Genomic DNA, 21,800 nt, shown 5'->3' with positions numbered 1-21,800 from the left:
GAACTGGATATGGTGGGTATTTTGGCAGTGGAAATGTTTGTGACCAAAGAGAACAAAATTCTGGTCAATGAAATTGCTCCAAGACCTCACAACAGCGGACATCATACCATAGAGGCCAATATTACTTCCCAATTTGAGCAGCACCTCAGGTCTGTTATGAGCATGCCCTTAGGGGATACCACTTTGAGGACTCCTGCTGCCATGGTCAACCTTTTGGGAGAAGATGGCTTTACAGGAGATGCTTATGTAGAAGGACTGGACGAAGCCATGGCTGAAAAAGGAGTCTACATTCATCTTTATGGGAAAAAGATCACCAAGCCTTTTCGGAAAATGGGGCATGTGACCATTTTGGAAGAAAATCCCAGCTTGCTCAAAGAGAGGACTCAACAAATCAAATCACTGATTAAAATAAAAGCATAATATGGATATACAGGTAGGAATTATCATGGGTAGCAAGTCTGACCTGCCTATCATGGCAGAGGCAGCACAGGCTTTGGAAGAATTGGGTGTGGGATATGAACTCACGGTAGTCTCTGCCCACAGGACACCGGAAAGAATGGTAGACTATGCCACCTCGGCAAGGGAAAAAGGCATCAAGGTCATTATCGCAGGTGCAGGAGGAGCTGCACATCTCCCAGGAATGGTCGCTTCCATGACCTCTCTTCCTGTGATAGGTGTTCCCATCAAATCTTCCAACTCCATCGATGGATGGGATAGTGTACTTTCCATTTTACAGATGCCTGGCGGTATTCCAGTCGCCACAGTAGCACTCAATGGAGCCAAAAATGCAGGCATTCTGGCGGCCTCAATAATCGGTGCCTTTGATAGCCAGGTAGGTAAAAACCTAGATCAATATAAAGAAGTCCTTAAGAATAAAGTCATAGATTCAGCAGAGGAATTAGAAGCAAAAGGTTGGAAAAAATTTCTTTCTGAATAATCCCAGATATGGATTTCAAAAAAATCATCAAATTCCGAATAGGATCCGAAGATTGGGAAATTCCTTTAGGTACCCTGCTACTGCTGCTCGCCATTACCCTGCTTTTGATGATAGGGGGAGCCTACATGGGTTTCAAGTTTGGAGAAAGGCAGTTTCCAGAAAGTGGGGAAGCGGTGATGATTGAAGTAATTTTACCCAAATATTTCCAGGCTTAAAAGTGACATAAAAATTGTTTTAAAAGTCAGCCTTCCAAACTCCTACTTTTATTACTGTAGTTGTTAATTAAAATACCCTAAAAATGAAACCGTAACTCCTTTACTAAGAAGAATACATTTAACCGCATAAAGAAAGAGGTACCGATTGTCCATCGGTACCTCTTTCTTTTTTTGTCATTTTTAGGTTTCTAAAAAGGAAGAATGTCTTCAGAGCTGTTGTCATCAAAAGTGGTCACATCAGGCGCTCCGCTTTTTTGAGTAGCAGCAGCTGATGGCGCATTACTTGCTCCTCCCTGCTTTTCTATTTTCCAAGCCTTGACATCGGTATACCAACGGCCGTTATACTCCCTGCTTTCGATGTCTATGCTCGCATTCACCTCTTCACCGGCTTTTAATTTGAATTGATCGATGCTGTCTCCCCATATCGTCAAACAAACCTTCTTTGGATAGGTGCCTTGAGTTTCCAGGATGATTTCCTGCTTCCTCCACTGTCCGTTTCTTCCTGTTCCGTTGATCTCAGGGTTCACCTGAAATACTTTTCCGCTTAGTTCCATGTTTTATTTTATTCTTTTTTATAAATCAGTAGGTTAGGCCGCTTTTAAGGCCAATAAATATTTATTTATAACAGCTAATTCCTCACATTTACCGATAATGCTTTGAAGTCTATTTCTTTGTTGTGGTGTTGGGCTTATGACCATTAAAACTTATACCTAGTTTTGGTCACTATCCTTTTTACTTGCCCATCGTCATTATTATATCAATTTTTACTTCTAAACAACGAATGTAATAAATTCATAAAAAAGGACAGACTCAATGGCATATAAAAACAGCCTAATAACACAATTTGATTTTTTGGATGGATTTTTGAGAAAAAATGAATTAATATTACCCAATGCCATTTGGAAAACATAAAGACTTTAACATAATTACATGTTGAAATTAACATATATTTCAGAATATTATTTTTTATTAAAGAGGAATAGTGCAAAAATAAGACCTTAATCATTTTTATATAATAGGGTATTTTAAAAAAATCCACCTTTCTTTTGCATCATTCTATCTGAATATATACATTTGATTCGCACGAGTTACATGTTTCACCCTATATCATATACTATGGCATAAACCTCTACGTTATTTAAAAGTCAAATTTGTATGAGTAAAAGGATTGGTCCCAAGGACTCTGAACTGATCAAGCAGTACAGAAGCGGAAGTGAAATCGCATTTGAAAAACTGGTAGAGAAATATAAATCAAAGGTTTATACCACCATCTACCTAATCGTAAAAGATCAAGGCGTAGCAGAAGATTTACTACAGGACGTATTTGTCAAAGTAGTACATACCTTGAATTCTGATCGGTATAACGAAGAAGGAAAATTCCAACCATGGTTGATGCGAATAGCGCACAACTTGGCCATAGATTATTTCAGGAAACGCAAGCGCTACCCCACCATCATCATGGAGGATGGCGCCAATATCTTCAACACCATGAGGTTTGCTGAAGAGACCATAGAAGACCATAAGATCAAAGAAGACACCTTTGAACTTGTGAGAAAACTTATTGATGAATTGCCCGAATCCCAGAAACAGGTCCTTATCATGAGGCACTATATGGATTTGAGCTTTCAGGAAATAGCCGAACAAACCGGTGTGAGCATCAATACAGCTCTTGGCAGAATGCGGTATGCCCTGATCAATATGAGAAAGAAAATGAAACAATTAAACTTTGCCTATGACAAAACCTTTTACCCCAAATGACCTGGTAAGATATGTGTACCAGGAAATGAGTGAGGGCGAAAATGAGCAATTGGTGCAGGCCCTGCGTGAAGATGGTTCTTTGATGCAGGAATACCTTGATTTGCTGAGCACTATCGAACAATTGGACGAACTCATTTTAGAACCTTCTGAAAAAGTAGTAAAGGGCATTCTAAAGAATGCCAAGTCTACCGGACTCGAAAAAATAAAATCGTTTTAGATTAACGGTGACCTGAAAGATTTCAAACTTTCAGGTCTTTTTTATGGCATATTTTCCTGGATAAATGCCTCTCCCTCCACTATCAAATCTCTATATGTCTGCTCGGTAAACCCATGCCCTTGCCCGGGATAATATCTGCTCAAAAAGGGAACATTATTTTCATCCAAAGCTTCCTCCAAATCGTAACTCTGTTGTATAGGAACGACTGTATCCGCTGTACCATGAAAAAAAGCAGTAGGTACAGACTGACTGCTTACAAATGTCAAAGGTGAACTATCCAGGTATTTTTGCCTTTCCTCCTCTGGGTTTCCTACCAATGCCCCAAACAGCAATGGCGCCAAAGCATTGGAAGTCAACATCCCTAAAAGGTCTGTAGGTGGAAATAAAGCCATTGCTACTTTTACCAATCCATCTGTGTTATGCTTGTAACTGTGTAACAAGGTCAAATGACCACCTGCTGAAGCACCGGCCATCACTACATTATCTGATACATTCCACTCTGAGAGTTTGGCTCTGACCATATTCATTGCAGTAACCATATCCTCTTCCTGACTTGGAAACCTGTTCTGCTGCGTACCCAAATCAAAAAGCCTGTAATTCAATGAAACATAGGCATAATCTTCTTGAGCACTTTCAAACCATGGCTTGAAACCGATAAATTCTCCCTTATCTCCATCCATCCATGAACCTCCATGTACCCAAATCAATACCCTGGTAGAGGACTGCGTCCTTCCAGCAGGAAGAAAAACATCCATTTTTTGGCGTGGATCATCTCCATAGCTCAAATCAAAAATCTCAAGTGCCTGATTGGTATCAACCGGTGTTTCTGCATCCCTTTGACAGGATTGGAAAACGAAGGCTAACAAAGTCAGAATACTAAAAATTCTAAAGTTTTTCATTTTTAAAAGAGATTATCGTACGGAAGGAAAACGAAAGTTTGGTAATCTTGTTTTAACTATTCTTGGGATACAAATATCTGCTCCATAACGCAAAGCTTGTCAGGTAATCCAACCACAATACTATGCCAGAATAAAGCAGGGGAGTGTAAGTTGTGCTCCTGAATGTCTGGGCAAATAATAGTCTTAGGGGAAAAAATATAAACAGCTAAAATTTAATCCTTAATTTGAATGCATAAAATCGAGTTCATATACTTCCTAAAGTACAGCATAAAAATATCAATTGAACCCAATATCAAATAACATTCAAACCCATTAATGATCATCAAGTAATACCATACCCCATTAAATTATGCTTAAAAAAGAAAGGTACGCAGCATTTATCGATCATTTTTCAGAAAATATGCCAGTGGCCGAAACTGAGTTGCTATATGATGACCCATATCAACTATTGGTAGCCGTAGCCCTCTCCGCACAATGTACAGACAAAAGGGTCAACTTGACCACACCAGCAATTTTCAGGGACTTCCCAACCCCCTACCATCTTGCTGCTTCCAATTTTGATGAGCTTTTTCCCTATATCAAATCCATATCCTATCCCAACAATAAAACCAAACACCTTCTCGGTATGGCTAAAATGCTGGTCGAAGACTTCAATGGAGAGGTTCCTTCTACAGTTGATGAACTCATAAAGCTCCCGGGAGTAGGTCGCAAGACAGCCAATGTTATCACCTCTGTGGTCTGGAACCAACCAAACATGGCAGTAGATACGCATGTATTCAGGGTATCACGTAGACTTGGCCTCGTCACCATGACTGCCAAAACCCCACTTGAAGTGGAAAAACAGCTGATCCGACACATACCTAAGGAACACGTACACAAGGCACATCATTGGCTTATTCTGCACGGCAGATACACTTGCCTGGCACGCAAACCTAAATGCCTGGAGTGCAGCATCACCCATTTTTGCCGCTATTTTGAAAAAAATAAATCAGCCATCCTCAATGAACAAAATACCGGGTTCCCTCCAAAAAAATAGGCATGTGCGGCATTAATATTATTCTGGGAAATCATTCTAAGGCTGAGCAATTGGCAGAACAGATGATGCGGGCCACCGCACACCGTGGTCCTGATTTTTCGTCTTACACCAAAGTGAGCGAAGGGGTTTATTTTGCAGCCAACAGGTTGAAAATCCTTGACCTTACCGATGCCAGCAATCAACCTTTGTGGAATAAAGAAAAAGATGCAGTATTGGCTTGGAACGGAGCCCTGTACAACTATCAGGATCTACGGAATGAGCTTTTGGACCTGGGGTATCATTTTCAAACCAATTCAGACTCGGAGGTCTTGCTGTATTGGTTGAGACATTATGGGAAAAAAGGTATCAAGCAGCTGAAGGGTATGTTTTCCATTGCATTTGCCGACCTAAGAGAAAAGAACGTACTTATACTTCGGGATCCTTCCGGCGAAAAGCCACTTTACTTTTCAAACTCAGAAAAATCCTGGTTTTTCTCGTCTGAGGCTAGGCCTTTGACTTTATGCCAGAGCAAAAAAATAGATAAAAGACAATTCCTCCCCTATTTCTACCAAAGACATAGTTTCCCTGACAGCAGCTTTTATGAAGGCGTCGGTCAAGTATTGGCGGGAACAGGATTCCTTTTTGATTTTGAAGGGAAAATACTGGATAAGTTTTCCTGGGCCCACCCGAAGCAACCAAGTCTTTCTCCTACACAAAACTCCTTTGAAGAATTACTCAAGGATGCTGTACTGAAAAATTTCCATACTGAGCGAAGAGTAGGCACCATACTTTCCGGCGGAGCAGACAGCAGTCTCATTTATGCACTTTGGTACGAAGAGACGGGCGAGCCGATTCCTACTTTCACGGTGACATTTGATGAAAAGAAAAAAGCAAAATACGCAGACCCAACTTTCAGTAAAAAACTAGGGAGGAAATATCCCTCTTTAGGAAAAGAGGTCTTTGTAGATTTGGAAAAAACACAGAAATTCTGGCCTGATTACATATCCTCTTTAGATCAGCCCGTAGCAGATTCAGCTTCATTTTTGACTTGGGTTACTGCTAAAGAAGCCTCCAATGATGTGCAGGTTTTACTGTCCGGTGCCGGAGCAGATGAGTTATTCGGGGGATACAACAGGCACAGGGCTTATGCCCATTATTTAAAAAACCCTGTGCTTTGGAAATTCCTAAAAAAAACCGGCATTGAAATAATCCTGCCCTCCAATTTACAAAAAATGGTTGCCAGCATTGAACCCAATGAAGCGGAGACCTTTATTCAGATGTCAGCCCTGCAACATATTCCTACGGATAGCCTGCCACAGTTCGTGCATTGGTATCCCAGAGGTTCTTCACCATTAAAAAATGCCCTGGAATGGGATAGGAGTTTTTACCTGATCAATGATATCCTAAAAATCCATGACAATGCATGTATGGCACATGGGGTAGAAGGCCGTGCTCCATACCTTGATTTTGAGTTGATTACCATGAGCCAACATTTGAGCGAGGAACAACATCACCAATTGTTGGGAAAAGTATGGATCAAAGAAGCGCTCAAAAAACGGGGTCTTGGTTACATCGCTAAAAGGAAAAAATTAGGTTTTGGTCTTCCTTTGCAGGAATGGTCCAAAGAAAGTGCTTACTTGGATTGGGTCACCCCAACTATACAAAAAATGGAAGCTACTTGGGGAGATCATTTCCCAGAAGAAATGCGTACTTTGGCCAAAAAACCTAATAGCGCAAAAGGACGTCAGTACTTACAAGTCTGGAACTTATTTGTACTGGCTTCATGGATTGAGCAACAATCGTTATGAGAATTATTTATATCCATCAATATTTTGTAACCCCACAAGAGGGGGGCGCCACCCGCTCCTATCACCTGGCTAAGGGTATGGTAGAAAAGGGGATTGAGGTGGAAATGATCACTTCCCACAACAAAGGCTTTTATGATCTGCGCTTTATAGATGGGATTAAGGTTCACTACCTCCCAGTATCCTACCGTCAGGAGTTTGGTTTTATCAAGCGGGTATGGTCTTTTGGGAGGTTTGTCAAATCAGCCAGATCCTTCATCAAAAAATTACCAAGGCCGGATTATTTTTATATTTCCTCCACTCCTTTGACTACGGGACTGATTGGATTGTGGGCAAAAAGGAAGTTTGCCATTCCTTATATTTTCGAAGTCCGTGACCTTTGGCCAGATGCCCCTATTCAGGTCGGAGCTATAAAATCTCCATTATTGAAAAAAGTCCTTTATGCACTGGAAAATCGGATTTACAAGCATGCACTCAAAATCATAGCCCTTTCTCCGGGAATAGCAGAAAATATCCGTAAAAAAGCCCCTCAAGCCGCCATACACACTGTCCCGAATTTTGTGGATCTGGAAACTTTTTATCCTAAGGAAAAAAATCCCATCCTGTTGAAGCAGTTTGGCCTTAAGAATAGTTTTACCATTGCTTATGCAGGGGCTATTGGAAAGGTAAATGCCGTATCTGAACTGCTTGACGTAGCCAAAATAGCGCAAGATCAAGGGAAAAATTATCAGTTTGTAGTAATGGGAAAAGGCTCGGAAACTCCCGCCTTACTCCAGCAAGCTAAGAAAATGCACCTTTCAAATTTCTTTTATTTCCCTTTTGGCACAAAACATAACGTCAGCGACTTATTGTCTTGTGCAGATATGGCTTTCATTTCTTTCAGCAAGCATCCTGTTTTGAAAACCAACAGTCCCAACAAGTTTTTTGATGCCTTAGGCTCTGGAAAAGCCATCTTGGTCAACCACAAAGGTTGGGTCTTTAACTTGGTAAAATCAGAAAAACTGGGACTTTCCTATCCTGCAAACAGAACCGACCTTGCTTTTGAAAAAATTGATGCTTTGGCTCAGAATCCCGATTCCTTACACAAAATGCAAGAAAGGTCCCGAAGCCTTGCAATCCGGTATTTTTCGAAAGAAACAGCAATCAACAGGCTGCTTTCAGTTATTGACGATAAGCAGTTTGGCAAACTTACTGAGGACGGGGTTTATATCCTGACTGCCTGAAAATCTTATCTGTATTGGTCTCCATCATCAATTCAGGAAGGCTGAATTTATTGTTGAAGCGGTAATCATCCACAATATTCCAACCCAACCACCTTCCAATTCTACCCGGAGCATCTGGACTGATCTCGTCTGTTGAAGGCGCTTCGCCGGTATATTTTCTTATGACAAAAGGATTGGTTTCAAAAAAAAGATCCTCCTCCACAAAATGTGCCCAGATAAAATCCTCATTGGCAAAACAGGCTGCTATTTCTTCTTGTGTATAACCAATAATATACTGATCCGAAGTACATGGAAGGATGCTTTTGGTAAAATGATAAGCCTTTCCGTAATATATCATCTCAGCCAATAAAGTACTTTCCCTCAAATCGGTTTGATTGAAAACAGAAGAAATCGCGGTGACCACAGTGGGTACTATGTACTCTCTTTGGTACCTTTTACTGATGTATTGCGGAAGTTCAGGAGGCTGAAAGCGGTGCTCGAAGGGTAAGAAATAATCTAAGCCTATCACGAGAATATCTTGATCCAAGTACACGTCTGAACTGAAGCCACTGACAAAAGTGTAAACCTTTGGTGCCTTGAATTCAGGGAAATAATACTGTATATACTTGAAGGCATTTTCCAAATCCTTTTCCAGTCCTGTGACATCTGGGTAATGTATTTTTACCTCATCATACAATTCTCGCATCAGAGTATCCTGATTGGCCAACAGTATTTCTTCGGCCAATACCTCAGGTGACTCATAGCTATCCAAAAAAAGTATTTTTTCAGCAAAATCCGGATAGGCATCAAAAAGATTCAATATACTTTCCTGATCTTTTGCCTCAAAAAAAGCATCTTCAAGTCTCTCAATCCTTAAATCTAGGTCCTGAGAAAGAATATCCTCATCCAACTGACAATCTTCCACAGATTTCTTACAGGAAAAAAGAACAAATGCCAATAAAAAGGTAAACCACAAACTGTTTCGCATAGCTACTAATCTATTTCCGTACAATATTATACAAGTCTTTTCAGGATACTGAATTTTTCAGGAATTTTAACCTAGGAAAATCAAATCCTCCTATCAAAAACCCAAAAACCAAACTTATCCGTAGATTTGCTGTATTACCTTTACAATGCCAGTAAACCAAAATTGTAAGACCTTTATGTTGCGAAAGCTAACTTTTCTTGTGGGTATTCTATTTTCTCTCACTATCATGCAGGCATGCAATATCGAGGGTGACCTTCCTCCTGAAAATGAGGTAAACCTTTTTGGCACAGCTGAAGAAATTCCTGAATTATCGATTTTTGCCGAAGCCGTGGAACTGGCACTGCTTTCCGAGCCTTTGGGTTCATTGGGTCCTTTCACGGTTTTTGCACCAAGCAATGACGCTTTTCGCTTCTTATTCAGTGAGGTCGGAGTCAACAATATCAGACAGGTTCCTCCCGACGTATTGCAAAGCTTATTGCTTTATCATATCGTCAATGGCAGATTGCTTTCCAAAAATATCACTGAGGGGGAGTTACAAACATTTCTTCCGGAAACCTCATTGACTATTAGCGGGAGTGGAAATAATATCCGAATCAATGAAGACGTCTCCATTGTCCAAAGAGATATAGAAGCCACCAATGGTATGATCCATATGGTTGATGCTGTGATTTTTCCACCAAGCAATACCATTATGGAAGCCCTGGAAAATAATGGAAACACGATTTTTGTTCAGCTTCTGATCGCCTCTGGATTGGCAGAAACTCTGGCAAACGATGGCCCATTTACCGTCTTTGCGCCAAGTAATACCGCTTTTGAAAGGTACCTTGAAGACAACCTAATTACAGGTACGGACTTTCTGGAATCTCCTTTATTGCAGTCTATTTTAAGCTATCATGTTTCTGAAGGCATATTATCTTCTCAATCATTCACCGTTGGACCTTTGGAAACCATAACCGACATACCATTTTATTTTTCAGAAGCTATCAATGGCAATTTATGGCTCAATGGAATTGCAGGAATCACGGGAACAAATATCAATGCAGACAATGGCATTATACATGTGATAGATTATGTCCTGACCCCTCCGAGTGAAAATATCAGGCAGTTTCTTGCCAATGCTTCCACTAATGATGACCCTGAGTTCCGCTTGCTCATAGAGGCAATTCAATTGGCTGGGCTGGAAGAGGAACTGGAAGGCGGAATAGACAATAACCTGACCTTATTTGCTCCCACAGATGCTGCTTTTGAAAATCTTCTGGAAAACCTCAATATGGGTAGTCTGAATGAAATACCTGCCAATACCCTCAGGGAAATATTGCTTTATCATATAGTTCCTACCCGTATTTTTTCACAAGACTTGAGAGATGATGAACCCTTGGAGACCTTAATTGAAGGTGCTTCTTTGATTCCTGATATTGGAGATCAATTGATCAATGAAGCCAGGATGCTGCCTGAGTTCCTGAATTCTTTAACTCTTAACGGAGTTATTCATGGCATTGATACGGTCTTGATTCCTGAATAATACCTTATATTTGATTTGTCCCCGATTTTGAATACTTCAGATTGTGAAAAACAAAAGGATCACCGCACTGGCTTATATCAGCTACTTAAGCTGGACAAAGGTGTCCAATTACCTGAAGCTATACCTTTCTTTTCAGTGGAGCCGCCTGATAAAAAAACCAATACTTTGGGGAATGCCAAGTACCCTGTCCATTGAGCCGACAACAAGCTGCAACCTGCGATGTCCAGAATGCCCAAGTGGCTTAAGGAGCTTTACCCGCCCAACGGGCATGTTGGAGTTCTCACTTTTCAAAAAAGCTATTGAGCAATCCAAAAACCACCTGACCTATTTACACCTATACTTTCAAGGGGAGCCTTATTTACATCCACATTTCACAGAAATGGTTTCCTATGCAGACAAGGCTGGAATTTTCACTGCTACCTCCACCAATGCACATTTCCTGACAGAGGAAAACGTGGATAAAACCCTAGCATCCGGATTGAGGCAGTTGATTGTGTCCATGGATGGGATCACACAAGATATTTATCAGGATTACAGGGTAGGTGGCAAACTTTTAAAGGTTAAAGAGGGGCTCTCCTTGCTTTTAGAGAAAAGAAGGCTCTCCGGTCTGAAATTCCCAAGGATTATTCTTCAGTTTTTGGTAACCGGAAAAAATGAACACCAAATCCCGGCTCTAAAGGATTGGAGCTCATCCTTGGGGGTGGATGAGCTGCAGCTTAAAAGTATTCAAGTGTACAACTTTGAAGGTGGTTCTCCACTTATTCCAAAAGAAGAAAAATATTCCCGTTACGTCTTAGAAAAAAATGGGAAATGGAAATTGAAAAAAAGAATAGAAAATAAGTGTTGGAGGATGTGGCAGGGAGCAGTGATCACCTGGGATGGGAAAATGGTCCCCTGCTGTTTTGATAAAGATTCTTCTCATGTCATGGGAAATCTACAGGAAAAGCCTATCCAAGAAATATGGAATAATGTTCAATATGATAAATTCCGACAACAACTCCTTAAGGATAGAAGCCAGATAGATATCTGTAAAAACTGCACGGAGTAATCGCTCTCACTGAGATTTAGTTAAGCTACTATTTCTTTACAACTGGGAATACTTATCTTTACGCTGATTTTCTTCTATTTTAATTAGAAAAAATGCCATTTTACAAATCAAGAACCCGAATGAGGTGGTTTGAAAACAGGCAACAGCAATATGACAGAGCTCTCAACTTTAGCACCCAAATTGGCCCGAAAATTTATCTATACCTTCTTCTTTTGTCTTTTGGCAAGCAGTCTTTTGATGGTACTTTCGGTAGAAACCAAAGCCCAATCCATGGCAGACATTGCCAGTATCCAAGTGGATGACCTCAGTGATGCGCAAATACGGGAATTGGTCAAAAGAGCAGAAGAGGCTGGAGTTTCCGAAATGGAGCTGATACAAATGGCAAAACTTCGGGGACTTCCTGAGGCAGAAGCTGAAAAGCTGGAAAGAAGGATAAAAGACCTTGATTTGGGAGGTATTGCTTCACGCTCCAGAACTACAGCATCCAAAAGAGAGCCAAGGAGACAAGCTGACCTATCAGAAATCACCCAAAACATTTTCCAATACCAAAGAGATGGTGTGCAGTCTCTGGAAGATAAGGAGTCCAATATTTTCGGCGCCGAACTTTTCTACAACAAAAACAGAAGGCTGAGTTTCGAGCCTAACCTCAATATTGCTACTCCTAAAAACTATATCCTGGGACCAGGTGATATGGTCTACGTGGATATCTACGGTGAATCTGAACAATATTACGAAGCCACTGTAAACCCAGACGGTTTTATGATATTGGACAACATCGGACCGATTTCAGTCTCCGGAAAAACCATTGAAGAAGCAACAGGAATCATCCGAAACCGTCTGGCAAACTATTATACGGGTATACGTGGAACAAACCCAAGTACTTTTGTTCAGATCACCTTGGGAAATATCAGGACCATCCAAGTACACTTGGTAGGAGAGGTAAGGTTGCCAGGCACTTTTACCCTGAGCGCTTTCAGTACGGTTTTCAATGCGCTTTACGCAGCAGGTGGGCCGAATGAAAACGGCTCTATGAGAAGCATTCGTGTGATCAGAGGAGGAAACCCAATTGCCAATATTGATATCTATGATTTTTTGGTAAATGGCAAAGCAAGCCTTGAGCTTCAACTTCAGGATCAGGATGTGGTCTTGGTAGATCCTTTTATGGCCCGTGTATCATTGAAAGGGGAAGTGAAGCGACCTAAAATATTTGAAATCAAAGAAGGAAACACTTTCGAAGATGTGCTCCGTTATGCTGGTGGTTTTACAGATGAAGCATTCAAGGACCGCATCAACGTCACCCGCATAAGTGGTAAAGAAAGAGCGGTATCTGATATTTTCAACAGTCAATTTGGACTCTTTTTGGTAAAAGGTGGAGATGAATACACGGTAGGCAAGGTTCTCGACCGCTTTGCAAATCGTGTACAGATCAAAGGTGCAGTATTCAGAGAAGGAAATTATTCCCTAACAGATGGTCTTACACTTGGTCAATTGATCAAGAATGCCGATGGTATCCGTGGAGACGCTTACATGGAGCGGGCAAGTATACTGAGGACTTTTGATGATTTGAGCACGGAATTGATCACAGTCAACCTGAGGGATGTCATTAGTGGTTCAGAGCCAGACATTCCACTCCAGAGAGAAGATGTGGTCCGCATTTCAAGTATTTATGACCTCAATGAAGAATTTTATGTTCAGATAAATGGAGAAGTTCGAAATCCTGGAACATATCCCTATTCTAAAAGTATGTCAGTTGAGGAATTGGTCCTATTGGCAGGGGGCTTACGTGAAGCAGCCAATGTCAAAGACGTGGAAATTGCCCGTCGGTCAAAGGATGCTGATGCAGGAGCCTTTTCTGACCTGATAACTGTTCAGCTCAATGAAAACCTTATTCCTCAAGATAGCCCAACAGCTTTGGAACCTTTTGATATGGTTATTATTAGGAGAAAGCCAAACTTCACCCTTGATAAACTGGTGCGGGTAGAAGGTCAGGTAAATTCACCCGGCATTTTTTCAGTAAGGTCGGCAGAAGAACGCATTTCAGATGTAATCAACAGGGCAGGAGGACTTACCAGATTTGCTTTCCCTAAGGGAGCTACATTGATTAGAAGAACGGAGTTTTATGATACAGAATCAGAACAAATCAGAAGACAAAGAAACTTGGTTGACCTTCAGCAGCGCATGCTCATGGACCCAAATAATACTGAGGCGCAAGAATTGTTATTAGATCGGCTTTTCAAAGATCTAGATAATGTCCCTCAACAAAGAAGAGAAGGAGAAGCTGTGGCTGAATCTAGAAAGGATCTGATCACAGGGATTACTGAAAAGAGACCTGACTTGGCGCCGATAAAACTCCAACAAACAGAAGCTGTTGCTATCGATCTGGACGCTATTTTAAGAAAACCAGGATCAGATGTTGACTTGATTTTGGAAGAGGGAGACATTATTTCAATTCCTAAACAACTCCAAACTGTTCGTCTAAGAGGTGATGTAATCTATCCGGCAACGGTTCGGTTTGAAAGAGAAAGAGGTATGAAATATTACATCAATCGGGCTGGAGGTTTTGACAATAGAGCCAATCGAAAAAGATCTTATATCGTCTATGCAAACGGCGAAGTCAGGAGAACCAAAAGTTTCTTGGGCATCAGGGCATATCCATCTGTGACACCAGGCTCAGAGATCATAGTGCCAACCAAAGGCCCAAGGCTACCAATCAGACCAGGGGAATTTGTAGGCATTGCCACAGGATTAGCTACCCTGGTTCTTGTCATCACCCAAATCAACCCATAAATAATGGCTGAGCAAAAACATATTGTGGACGATAAAATAACCCTGAGGGAAGTGGTGCTCAGGTTCAGGTATTGGACCGGTTTTTTTGTAAGAAAATGGAAATTCCTCTTTATAGCAGGATTGATAGGATTGGTTTTGGGAGCATTGGCTTCTATCTTAAAAAAACCTGTCTACCATGCCGAAACCACCTTCGTATTGGAAGAATCAGATATGTCAGGACTGGGACAAATGTCAGGCTTGGCCTCGCTTGTAGGCGTGAATATCGGCTCGTTGAGTTCAGCTAGCGGGCTTTTCCAAGGAGACAATATTATGGAGCTCTACCGCTCTGATAACATGCTGGGAAAAACCTTACTCAGCGACTTTGATGAAAACAAGCTTTTGATTGACCGCTATATAAGCTTCAATGAATTGGAAAGTAAATGGAAAAGAAAAGTGGACTTTAGCAAAATGGATTTTTCCATTCCCCGCGAAGATTTTTCAGTTTCTCAAGATTCCGTAGTCAAAGAAATAGCTAAACTGATACGTGAGAAACAGCTTTCAGTAGAAAAACCAAACCGTAAGCTAACCATCATTCAGGTAAATTTATCCTCAAAAGATGAGGCTTTTGCCAAAGTATTTAATGAAACCTTGGTAGAGAAGGTTAATGGTTTTTACTTCGAAACCAAAACAAAAAAAACCGCCGAAAACCTGGATATTCTTCAATCCCAGGCTGACAGTGTCAGAAAAATCCTGGACGAGAGTCTAATGGCCTTTGCCAGTAGCACAGATAGGGTACCCAACCCCAACCCTTTGTTGCAGGCGGCAACTGTGGATGCCAGAAAAAGACAGGTTGATGTACAGGCCTCCACTGCCGTGTATACAGAAATCGTCAAGAACCTTGAAATCGCCAAGGTTAACCACCGCAATAATTCTCCCTTGATCCAGATTATCGATACACCAAGGTTTCCACTTAAAAGAACTGAAATCAAATTGTTGAAAGGAATGGTGATAGGCGCGATTATCATTGGCCTATTTGCTTTGCTTTACCTCTACTTCTCTGAGCTGTACAGGATTCATATAGAAGAAAAACAAGGATAGGAGAATTGAAATGCTTGAAAAAATATCCTCTTTTCCATTTAGCCACCTGATTCGGAACAAATCCATTCAGAATTTCATTTTTTTGGTGATCATTCAGGCATCGAACATCCTGATTTCGTTGATCTCCATGCCCCTATTGATTCAGTCATTAGGAGTGGATCAGTTTGGTCTGGTCAACCTGGCACTTTCCGTCATTATACTTTTGAACATTCTGGTAGGCTTTGGCTACAACCTCAGCGGACCTAGAGAAGTGGCCATCCAACAAGGGAATAAAGAGCAGCTCTCCCACTTGTTTTCAAACATCATCTCCAGCAAGATATTGATGGCAGCATGCGCCTCCTTGCTTATCCTGATAGGGGTATATGTGCTGGACCTTTTCAAAGAATACCAGACCATATTGGTCTTTTCCTGCCTGTTATTGTTTTCTGAAGCCACACTTCCGCTTTGGTTTTTTCAAGGAATGGAAAAAATGAAGCTGATCTCCATAACCAATGTATTTTCAAAGTTACTTTTTTTGATGGGTATTGTGCTTTTTATACATCATCCCGAACAGGCCAAATGGGTGAATTTCCTTTTGGGCGGCTCTGGGCTGGCTATCAATTTGCTTCTCCTTCTGTATGTGCATTACGAAATGGAAATCAGGTTTTATAAACCCCGGTTTGCGCAGGTCTTTCATTCCCTCAAAGAAAATAGCCTGCTTTTTTTGTCTAACCTAGCAACTCATGTATCGACAAATGGCGGACTTATTATACTGAGTTTCTTCTCTGTTGCCGCTACATTGGGAATGTTCAGCCTGGCAGAAAGAATCACTATGGTGCTCAGGATGCTTCCTTCCTTAATCATCCAGGCCATTTACCCCAATGCTTCAAAGCTTTACCATGACAACCTTCCCCATTTTTTTAACTTCCTGAAAAAAACTTACCTTATCGCATTGCTTTTGGGGATAGGGCTTTCCATGTTCACCTTCTTCACTGCAGGGTTTATAGTGGAAATCCTAGCCAAAGAACGTCTGGAAGAAGCCATACTTTTCCTGAAAATTTTGGCTTTCGTTCCTTTTTTGGCTTGCCTGAACATCATCAATGTGACCATGCTGCTTGTGACAGACCAAAAAGACCAACTCTTCAAAGCGTCTTGGCAAATTTGCATTTATATGCTTATCGCTTCAGTGGGACTGACCTCACAGCTTGGAGGCATTGGTCTTTGCATTGCACTCCTGTCCACAGAAGTGGTGATATTCCTGATCTGCACCATCCTGATATATAAAAACAACAAAGTTCTATACTATGGATTCCAAAAAGCACTCTTCGGTAGCCATCATCATCCTTAACTGGAATGGCTACACACATACCCGGAGCTGTCTGCTTTCCCTGGAAAAAATCAGCTACCGGGATTATGGTGTATTTGTGGTAGACAATGGCTCGCAAGATGGCTCAGGTCACCTCCTTCAAGAAGAATTTCCTGATATCCATTTCATCTTCAACCACGAAAACCTGGGCTTCACAGGAGGCAATCTTGCCGGAATAGAACAGGCTGTAAAAGAAGGCTACGGATACTTTTTGGTGTTGAACAACGACACCACAGTAGAAGTAGACTTCCTTGACAAGCTTATGGACTGTCTGACCAAAGACAATAAAACCGGTCTTGTACAGCCTTTGATTTTGTTTCAGGATTCTCCGGATATCATTTGGAGTGCAGGCGGTACTTACAGCAAATTCCTCGGCATCTCCAAGACATGTGGCGCCAGAGCTTCTCTTAAAGATTACCCTTTGGACAGAACCAACCTGGACTGGGCTACTGGATGTTGTGTTCTTTTTTCAAAAAAGGTATTGGATGCCACAGGAGGCTTCGCCAACAGCTTCTTTGCCTATTTTGAAGATGTGGACTGGTCCCTAAGGATTAGAAAGGCGGGTTATAATATCCTTTTAGAACCGCAAAGCATCATCTACCATGAAGGCAGTGCCTCTTCCAAGCAAGAATCCAAAGAAGGAACCCTCAGTCCTACTGTCTTCTACTTGCATTCTAGAAACCAGCTTTTCCAACTGAGAAGGCACCACAAAGGATTAAAGGCAATTTTGGCCTGGCCCTATCACCTGTTGAAGTATTTGGCATGGATGTCCTATTTTTGCCTGAGAGGAAGATTTACCAAAATGAAAGCCGTGGCAAAAGGAATACGTGACGGCATGTCCTTAGACCACCGAAGCAGAGAACCCTTATGTCCCTGATTTTCTTTTTTTTGATATCGATCCTGACCACTGTTCTGCTCTTTTGGGTGCTGAATCAGGTACTCTTACATAGCAAATGGGAGTATGGGGTGTATTTTCTTCTTTTCTTCCTTCCTTTTTACATCACAGTGCTCAGCGTAGTTTATCTCGCGACCAACTCATCTTTGGTGGTCAATATTTTCCAGTTTCTGAAAGAAATCGTCGTCCTAGGCTCATTGGCAGGTTTTTTATTGTTTCAAAAAAACATCTTCGACTATCCCTTCCGCCTTCATACGGCGGACTATTTCTATTTAGGTTTTCTGGGTTTGGCTCTTGCCTACATGATTTTACCCCTTGGTGCAGCCAGTCCGGTCAACAAGGCCTTGTATTTCAAAAATATGCTCATTCCTGGGTTGGTGTATTTTATGGGTAGGAATACCCGCTTTTCAGACAAGGAAGTTAAGCTATTATTCAATGGTATTTTCATCATTGCCATTGGGGCATTTTTAGTCAATGTATTTGAAAAAACGATTGATACACACCTTCAATCACTTACCGGCTATGCATTGTTCAATTCTGACATCAATGATATAGAGCCGACTGGTCACTTTGACCTGACTTGGACTTTTGAAACGCAAGCAGTCAGCAAAAGATTAGCTTCCTTTTTTTCTGATCCACTAGAACTTGCCAGTTCGGTATTGATGGGCTTTGCAGCAGGTTTAATTTGGTTTTTGACTTCCAAAAGAGAAAATTGGCTTATCCCTACCGTGGTAATGCTATGTTCATTGGGAAGTTTGTTTTTTGCCGCTTCACGCGCGGCTTTCTTGGCATTTTTCGTGATGATATTTTTTGTGGCGGTGATTTTCAGGTTGTACAAGCTCATTCTATCGGGGCTTGGCGTAGCCATACTCTTTGTGATATATGTGATGTTTTTTGCATCCGAAGATTTCTATTTTTTCGTGGTAGATACCATTACTTTTGAAAACACTTCTTCAGTAGGTCACTTGGTGGAATGGCTCTTGGCATTAGACTCCATGATCACCAGTCCAATGGGAATTGGACTGGCGATGAGCGGCAATGTCGGATCAGTAGAAGAAGAGCTGCGTGTAGGAGGAGAAAACCAGTTCTTGATCTATGGCGTGCAAATGGGTTGGTTAGGAATGTTCCTCTATATTTTGCTGATGGCCTATGCCATAATTACTGCATTGAAAGTATTTAACCAAACTGATAATACCATGACCGCAAGGGTTGCATTTGTAGCCGCTTCGGTTAGGGTAGGTTTGCTTCTCCCCCTGTTTACTGCCAATGCAGAGGTGTATACATATGTGTCTTGGATCACTTGGTGGATGTTGGGCTATAGTGTGAATGCATTTCAATCTCTCCGCTATAAAAACCCGATATTGGTATGAAGAAAAAAAAGCGGATTTTGGTGGATTTGTTTTACCTCAATACTGCCCTTACAGGTATCAAAACCTATATGTCGGAGTTTTGTCATGCTGTTGAAGCTTATCCCCAATCAAATATAGAGTGGGTTTTCACCCACAACCCCTTGGTTCAATCCGAAAAAACTTTCTTTCGTGGTAATATCCCCCGTTGGAGAAAGCTTTGGTATCATATATATTATTTTTTCTGGAAACAGCTGCTACTCCCTTTAAAGGTAAAAACCTCTAAAGCTGATACCTTGATTTGTTTCGACTTTATTGCTCCCGCAATCCCATTGGGAGTTAAAAAACTCACCGTCATTCATGACGCCTTTTTTTGGCAAATGCCGGAAAATTACAATGCACGATGGAGGTCCTACTTTATCAATATGATCCATAAAGGCCTGCATGGAGACAGTACGGTCATTACAACAAGTGAATATGCAAAAGAGGCTTTACTTCAATATTCAGGAATACAAAAACCTATAGAGGTCATTTACCAATGTCCAAAATTCCTGCCTAATTCAGGGTCTGATATGACAATAAAAAAATTTGGTCTAAAGTCCCAAAAATATCTCCTACATGTAGGCAGTTTTGACAGGAGAAAACTCCTCCCGGTTTTGATCGAAGCATTTGCAAAATTTACAATTACAGATACATCTGAATTAAAATTGGTTTTGGTCGGAGAAAGAGGACTTAGTAAATCACTAGATGATTATGATAGGGTAATTCAGCTAATTGGAGAAAAAAAAATCAATCAAAAAGTCGTATTAACAGGATTTTTACCAGACCATGAGGTAAAAGCCTTATATGACCATGCCTTTGCATATGTCTTTCCCTCCTCAAATGAGGGATTTGGAATACCTGTAATAGAAGCCATGAGGGCCGGAATTCCCGTGATTATATCAGACCAGGCGGCTCTTCAGGAGATTGCTGGTGATGCTGCTTTGATCCATCAAGTGGGAAATGTGATTGACCTAAAAAACAAGCTCCAATCTTTGACAAGTAATCTGGAACTGAAACAAAAAATGATATTAAAAGGAAACAGAAGATGGAAAAAATTTGACAGAAGCACCTTTTTAAAATCTTTTATCCGCGTCATAAACTAAAGAAACCATTTGTATTTCAGTTTTTTTATATAGTCATATAAATCATTTCGGTTTTGGAATAGAAAAAACTTATATGAATATTGTAGTGTTAAGAGCCATAGTCAAAATTTAAAATAAATTATGGCTCCGTAAAACGAATTCACTCTTAGCCAAAAGACCCTTTTAAGTAAAATGTCAGACCAAAAATCAGTAGAGGAGAGGTTAAGGCTTATGCAGAACCTCATCGAAAATTCATCCGATGGTGTGCAAATAGCAACCGAAAGCGGGCAGCTTTTTTATATCAATAAAGCATCCAGTGAAAGGCTTGGAATCCGAATGGATGAGGCGGAAAAGTATCATGTAAGTGATTTTGAGAAAATATTTGAGTTGCCAGAAACCTGGAGGAACCATGTGGAAGCTTTAAAAAATGTTGATTTTTTAACCATAGAAGGCGTAAATAAAAACCTTAAGAATGGAAAGAATATCCCTGTAGAAGTAACCGTGAAATATATTCAGCTGGATGGGGAGGGTTACGTTATTGCAAGTTCACGTGATATCGATCAAAGAAAGAAACTGGCCAATCAGCAACAAAGGGACCGTCAATTACTTATTGACGCGCAGAAAATGGCAAATTTGGGAGGATGGGAATGGGATTTAGTAAACAAAGATTTCAAATGGACAGATGAAGTCTACACCATTTATGAGGTGGGAAAGGATTTTCAGCCTGATCCGAACAAAAATTTGGAATTCTTAAATGATGAGGGTCAGGAAAAATTGAAACTGGCTGTGGAAGATTCCATAAAGCATCAAAATAAAAATGAAATTTCTTCCCTTCTGATCACTCCTGCAGGCAAAGAGAAAACAGTAAAAATATCCATAAATCCGATAGTTGAAAGTAATGAGACGATAAGGTTAATAGGCTTGATCCAAGACATCAGCATGCAGGAAGACAGCCAAAAAACCATCAATAAGCAATTGAATCTCCAGCAGATAATGATTGATATCTCATCTACTTATATCAATATGGATATCCAGGATCTGGAAAAAAACATTCAGCATTCCCTAGAGCAGCTTGCGCAATTTGTAGAGGCAGATAGGGCATACATTTTTGATTATGACCACGAAAACCAGATTGGAGTCAATACATTTGAATGGTGTGCCGAAGGAATATCGCCTGAAATAGAAAATCTTCAAGCTATTCCTATGGAATACATGCCTCATTGGGTTGAAAAACATTTGAATAGGGAGATTTTTGGGGTTCCTGATATTGAAACACTTGACGATGACGTCCTACGAGAAATCATTGAACCTCAGGGTATAAAAACAATGATTACCTTTCCTATGCTGTATGGGAATGACCTTATGGGCTTCGTTGGATTTGACTGGGTAAAAGAAGTTCATCAATATTCAGATACAGAGCAGCAACTTCTGCTTATTTATGCTGAAATGCTCGTCAATGTTAAAAAAAGAGCGGTATTGGAAAGAAGCCTAATTTCGGCCAAGGAAGAAGCAGAAGCGGCGAATAAATCAAAGTCAGAATTTTTGGCAAACATGAGCCATGAAATCCGTACGCCGCTGAATGGTGTTATCGGTTTTACGGACCTATTGATCAATACTGAT

General features: G+C 40.8%; 20 protein-coding genes. 17 read left to right on the top strand and 3 right to left on the bottom strand.

What is annotated here, in order from left to right; translation table 11 throughout:
• The 3 genes from EA341_RS05410 to EA341_RS05400 form a co-directional block, all read left to right on the top strand.
• The coding region (locus tag EA341_RS05410) for an ATP-grasp domain-containing protein (protein ID WP_293012047.1) at positions 1 to 420 on the top strand (420 nt) is incomplete at its 5' end.
• 1 nt (position 421) lies between these two features.
• Complete coding sequence (gene purE, locus EA341_RS05405; RefSeq protein ID WP_293012045.1) at positions 422 to 937, top strand: 5-(carboxyamino)imidazole ribonucleotide mutase; 516 nt, start codon at positions 422 to 424, stop codon at positions 935 to 937.
• Between the two features lie 8 nt (positions 938 to 945).
• Complete coding sequence (locus tag EA341_RS05400; protein ID WP_293012043.1) at positions 946 to 1,152, top strand: hypothetical protein; 207 nt, start codon at positions 946 to 948, stop codon at positions 1,150 to 1,152.
• 188 nt (positions 1,153 to 1,340) lie between these two features.
• Here the strand turns inward: EA341_RS05400 and EA341_RS05395 are convergent, their stop codons facing one another.
• On the bottom strand, positions 1,341 to 1,706 hold the full coding sequence (locus EA341_RS05395) for a DUF3127 domain-containing protein (protein WP_293012040.1): 366 nt from the start codon (positions 1,704 to 1,706) through the stop codon (positions 1,341 to 1,343).
• 601 nt (positions 1,707 to 2,307) lie between these two features.
• Here EA341_RS05395 and EA341_RS05390 point away from each other — a divergent pair.
• Entirely contained in the window at positions 2,308 to 2,910 is a 603-nt protein-coding gene (locus tag EA341_RS05390) for a sigma-70 family RNA polymerase sigma factor (RefSeq protein WP_293012037.1), read from the top strand.
• Positions 2,885 to 3,127, top strand: a complete 243-nt coding sequence (locus EA341_RS05385; RefSeq protein ID WP_293012035.1) for a hypothetical protein — start codon at positions 2,885 to 2,887, stop codon at positions 3,125 to 3,127. The genes EA341_RS05390 and EA341_RS05385 overlap by 26 nt, the downstream gene beginning before the upstream one ends.
• A gap of 41 nt (positions 3,128 to 3,168) precedes the next feature.
• On the opposite strand, the gene EA341_RS05380 is transcribed toward EA341_RS05385, so the two are convergent.
• Positions 3,169 to 4,026, bottom strand: coding sequence for an alpha/beta hydrolase (locus EA341_RS05380; RefSeq protein ID WP_293012032.1), 858 nt, complete (start codon positions 4,024 to 4,026; stop codon positions 3,169 to 3,171).
• 349 nt (positions 4,027 to 4,375) lie between these two features.
• Between EA341_RS05380 and nth the strand changes: the two genes are divergently transcribed.
• Genes nth through EA341_RS05365 form a run of 3 tightly spaced genes read left to right on the top strand, consistent with a single transcriptional unit; the run spans position 4,376 to position 8,069 of the window.
• Positions 4,376 to 5,062: an endonuclease III gene (nth, locus tag EA341_RS05375; RefSeq protein ID WP_293012029.1), complete on the top strand. Its 687-nt coding sequence runs from the start codon at positions 4,376 to 4,378 to the stop codon at positions 5,060 to 5,062.
• A gap of 2 nt (positions 5,063 to 5,064) precedes the next feature.
• On the top strand, positions 5,065 to 6,849 hold the full coding sequence (gene asnB, locus EA341_RS05370) for an asparagine synthase (glutamine-hydrolyzing) (protein WP_293012026.1): 1,785 nt from the start codon (positions 5,065 to 5,067) through the stop codon (positions 6,847 to 6,849).
• On the top strand, positions 6,846 to 8,069 hold the full coding sequence (locus tag EA341_RS05365; protein WP_293012023.1) for a glycosyltransferase family 4 protein: 1,224 nt from the start codon (positions 6,846 to 6,848) through the stop codon (positions 8,067 to 8,069). Before asnB ends, EA341_RS05365 begins: the two co-directional genes overlap by 4 nt.
• On the opposite strand, the gene gldB is transcribed toward EA341_RS05365, so the two are convergent.
• Positions 8,035 to 9,036, bottom strand: coding sequence for a gliding motility lipoprotein GldB (gldB, locus tag EA341_RS05360; RefSeq protein ID WP_293012021.1), 1,002 nt, complete (start codon positions 9,034 to 9,036; stop codon positions 8,035 to 8,037). The genes EA341_RS05365 and gldB overlap by 35 nt on opposite strands.
• A gap of 175 nt (positions 9,037 to 9,211) precedes the next feature.
• On the opposite strand from gldB, the gene EA341_RS05355 reads away from it, so the two are divergent.
• The 9 genes from EA341_RS05355 to EA341_RS05315 all read left to right on the top strand — a co-directional run.
• The gene (locus tag EA341_RS05355; protein ID WP_293012018.1) at positions 9,212 to 10,558 is read left to right on the top strand and encodes a fasciclin domain-containing protein; all 1,347 of its coding nucleotides are present in this window, start codon (positions 9,212 to 9,214) and stop codon (positions 10,556 to 10,558) included.
• A gap of 43 nt (positions 10,559 to 10,601) precedes the next feature.
• Positions 10,602 to 11,606 (top strand): SPASM domain-containing protein, encoded by a 1,005-nt coding sequence (locus EA341_RS05350; RefSeq protein ID WP_293012015.1) that lies wholly within the window; start codon positions 10,602 to 10,604, stop codon positions 11,604 to 11,606.
• Between the two features lie 150 nt (positions 11,607 to 11,756).
• Positions 11,757 to 14,393, top strand: a complete 2,637-nt coding sequence (locus EA341_RS05345; protein ID WP_367126970.1) for an SLBB domain-containing protein — start codon at positions 11,757 to 11,759, stop codon at positions 14,391 to 14,393.
• A 3-nt stretch (positions 14,394 to 14,396) separates the two neighbouring features.
• Positions 14,397 to 15,470: an exopolysaccharide biosynthesis protein gene (locus tag EA341_RS05340; RefSeq protein ID WP_293012013.1), complete on the top strand. Its 1,074-nt coding sequence runs from the start codon at positions 14,397 to 14,399 to the stop codon at positions 15,468 to 15,470.
• 10 nt (positions 15,471 to 15,480) lie between these two features.
• Positions 15,481 to 16,797, top strand: coding sequence for an oligosaccharide flippase family protein (locus EA341_RS05335; protein WP_293012010.1), 1,317 nt, complete (start codon positions 15,481 to 15,483; stop codon positions 16,795 to 16,797).
• Positions 16,754 to 17,692: a glycosyltransferase family 2 protein gene (locus EA341_RS05330; protein WP_293012008.1), complete on the top strand. Its 939-nt coding sequence runs from the start codon at positions 16,754 to 16,756 to the stop codon at positions 17,690 to 17,692. The genes EA341_RS05335 and EA341_RS05330 overlap by 44 nt, the downstream gene beginning before the upstream one ends.
• Positions 17,683 to 19,080, top strand: coding sequence for an O-antigen ligase (locus EA341_RS05325; protein ID WP_293012006.1), 1,398 nt, complete (start codon positions 17,683 to 17,685; stop codon positions 19,078 to 19,080). The genes EA341_RS05330 and EA341_RS05325 overlap by 10 nt, the downstream gene beginning before the upstream one ends.
• Positions 19,077 to 20,201 carry a glycosyltransferase family 1 protein gene (locus EA341_RS05320; RefSeq protein ID WP_293012004.1) on the top strand — a complete coding sequence of 375 codons (1,125 nt, stop codon included), beginning with the start codon at positions 19,077 to 19,079 and terminating at the stop codon, positions 20,199 to 20,201. The genes EA341_RS05325 and EA341_RS05320 overlap by 4 nt, the downstream gene beginning before the upstream one ends.
• A 171-nt stretch (positions 20,202 to 20,372) precedes the next feature.
• Positions 20,373 to 21,800, top strand: a 1,428-nt coding sequence (locus tag EA341_RS05315) for a PAS domain S-box protein (RefSeq protein ID WP_293012002.1), incomplete at its 3' end; no start/stop codon positions are given.

The sequence above is a fragment of the Mongoliibacter sp. genome (genome assembly GCF_007692705.1).
Classification (GTDB): Bacteria; Bacteroidota; Bacteroidia; order Cytophagales; family Cyclobacteriaceae; genus Mongoliibacter.
This window is presented reverse-complemented; position numbering and strand designations above follow the sequence as displayed.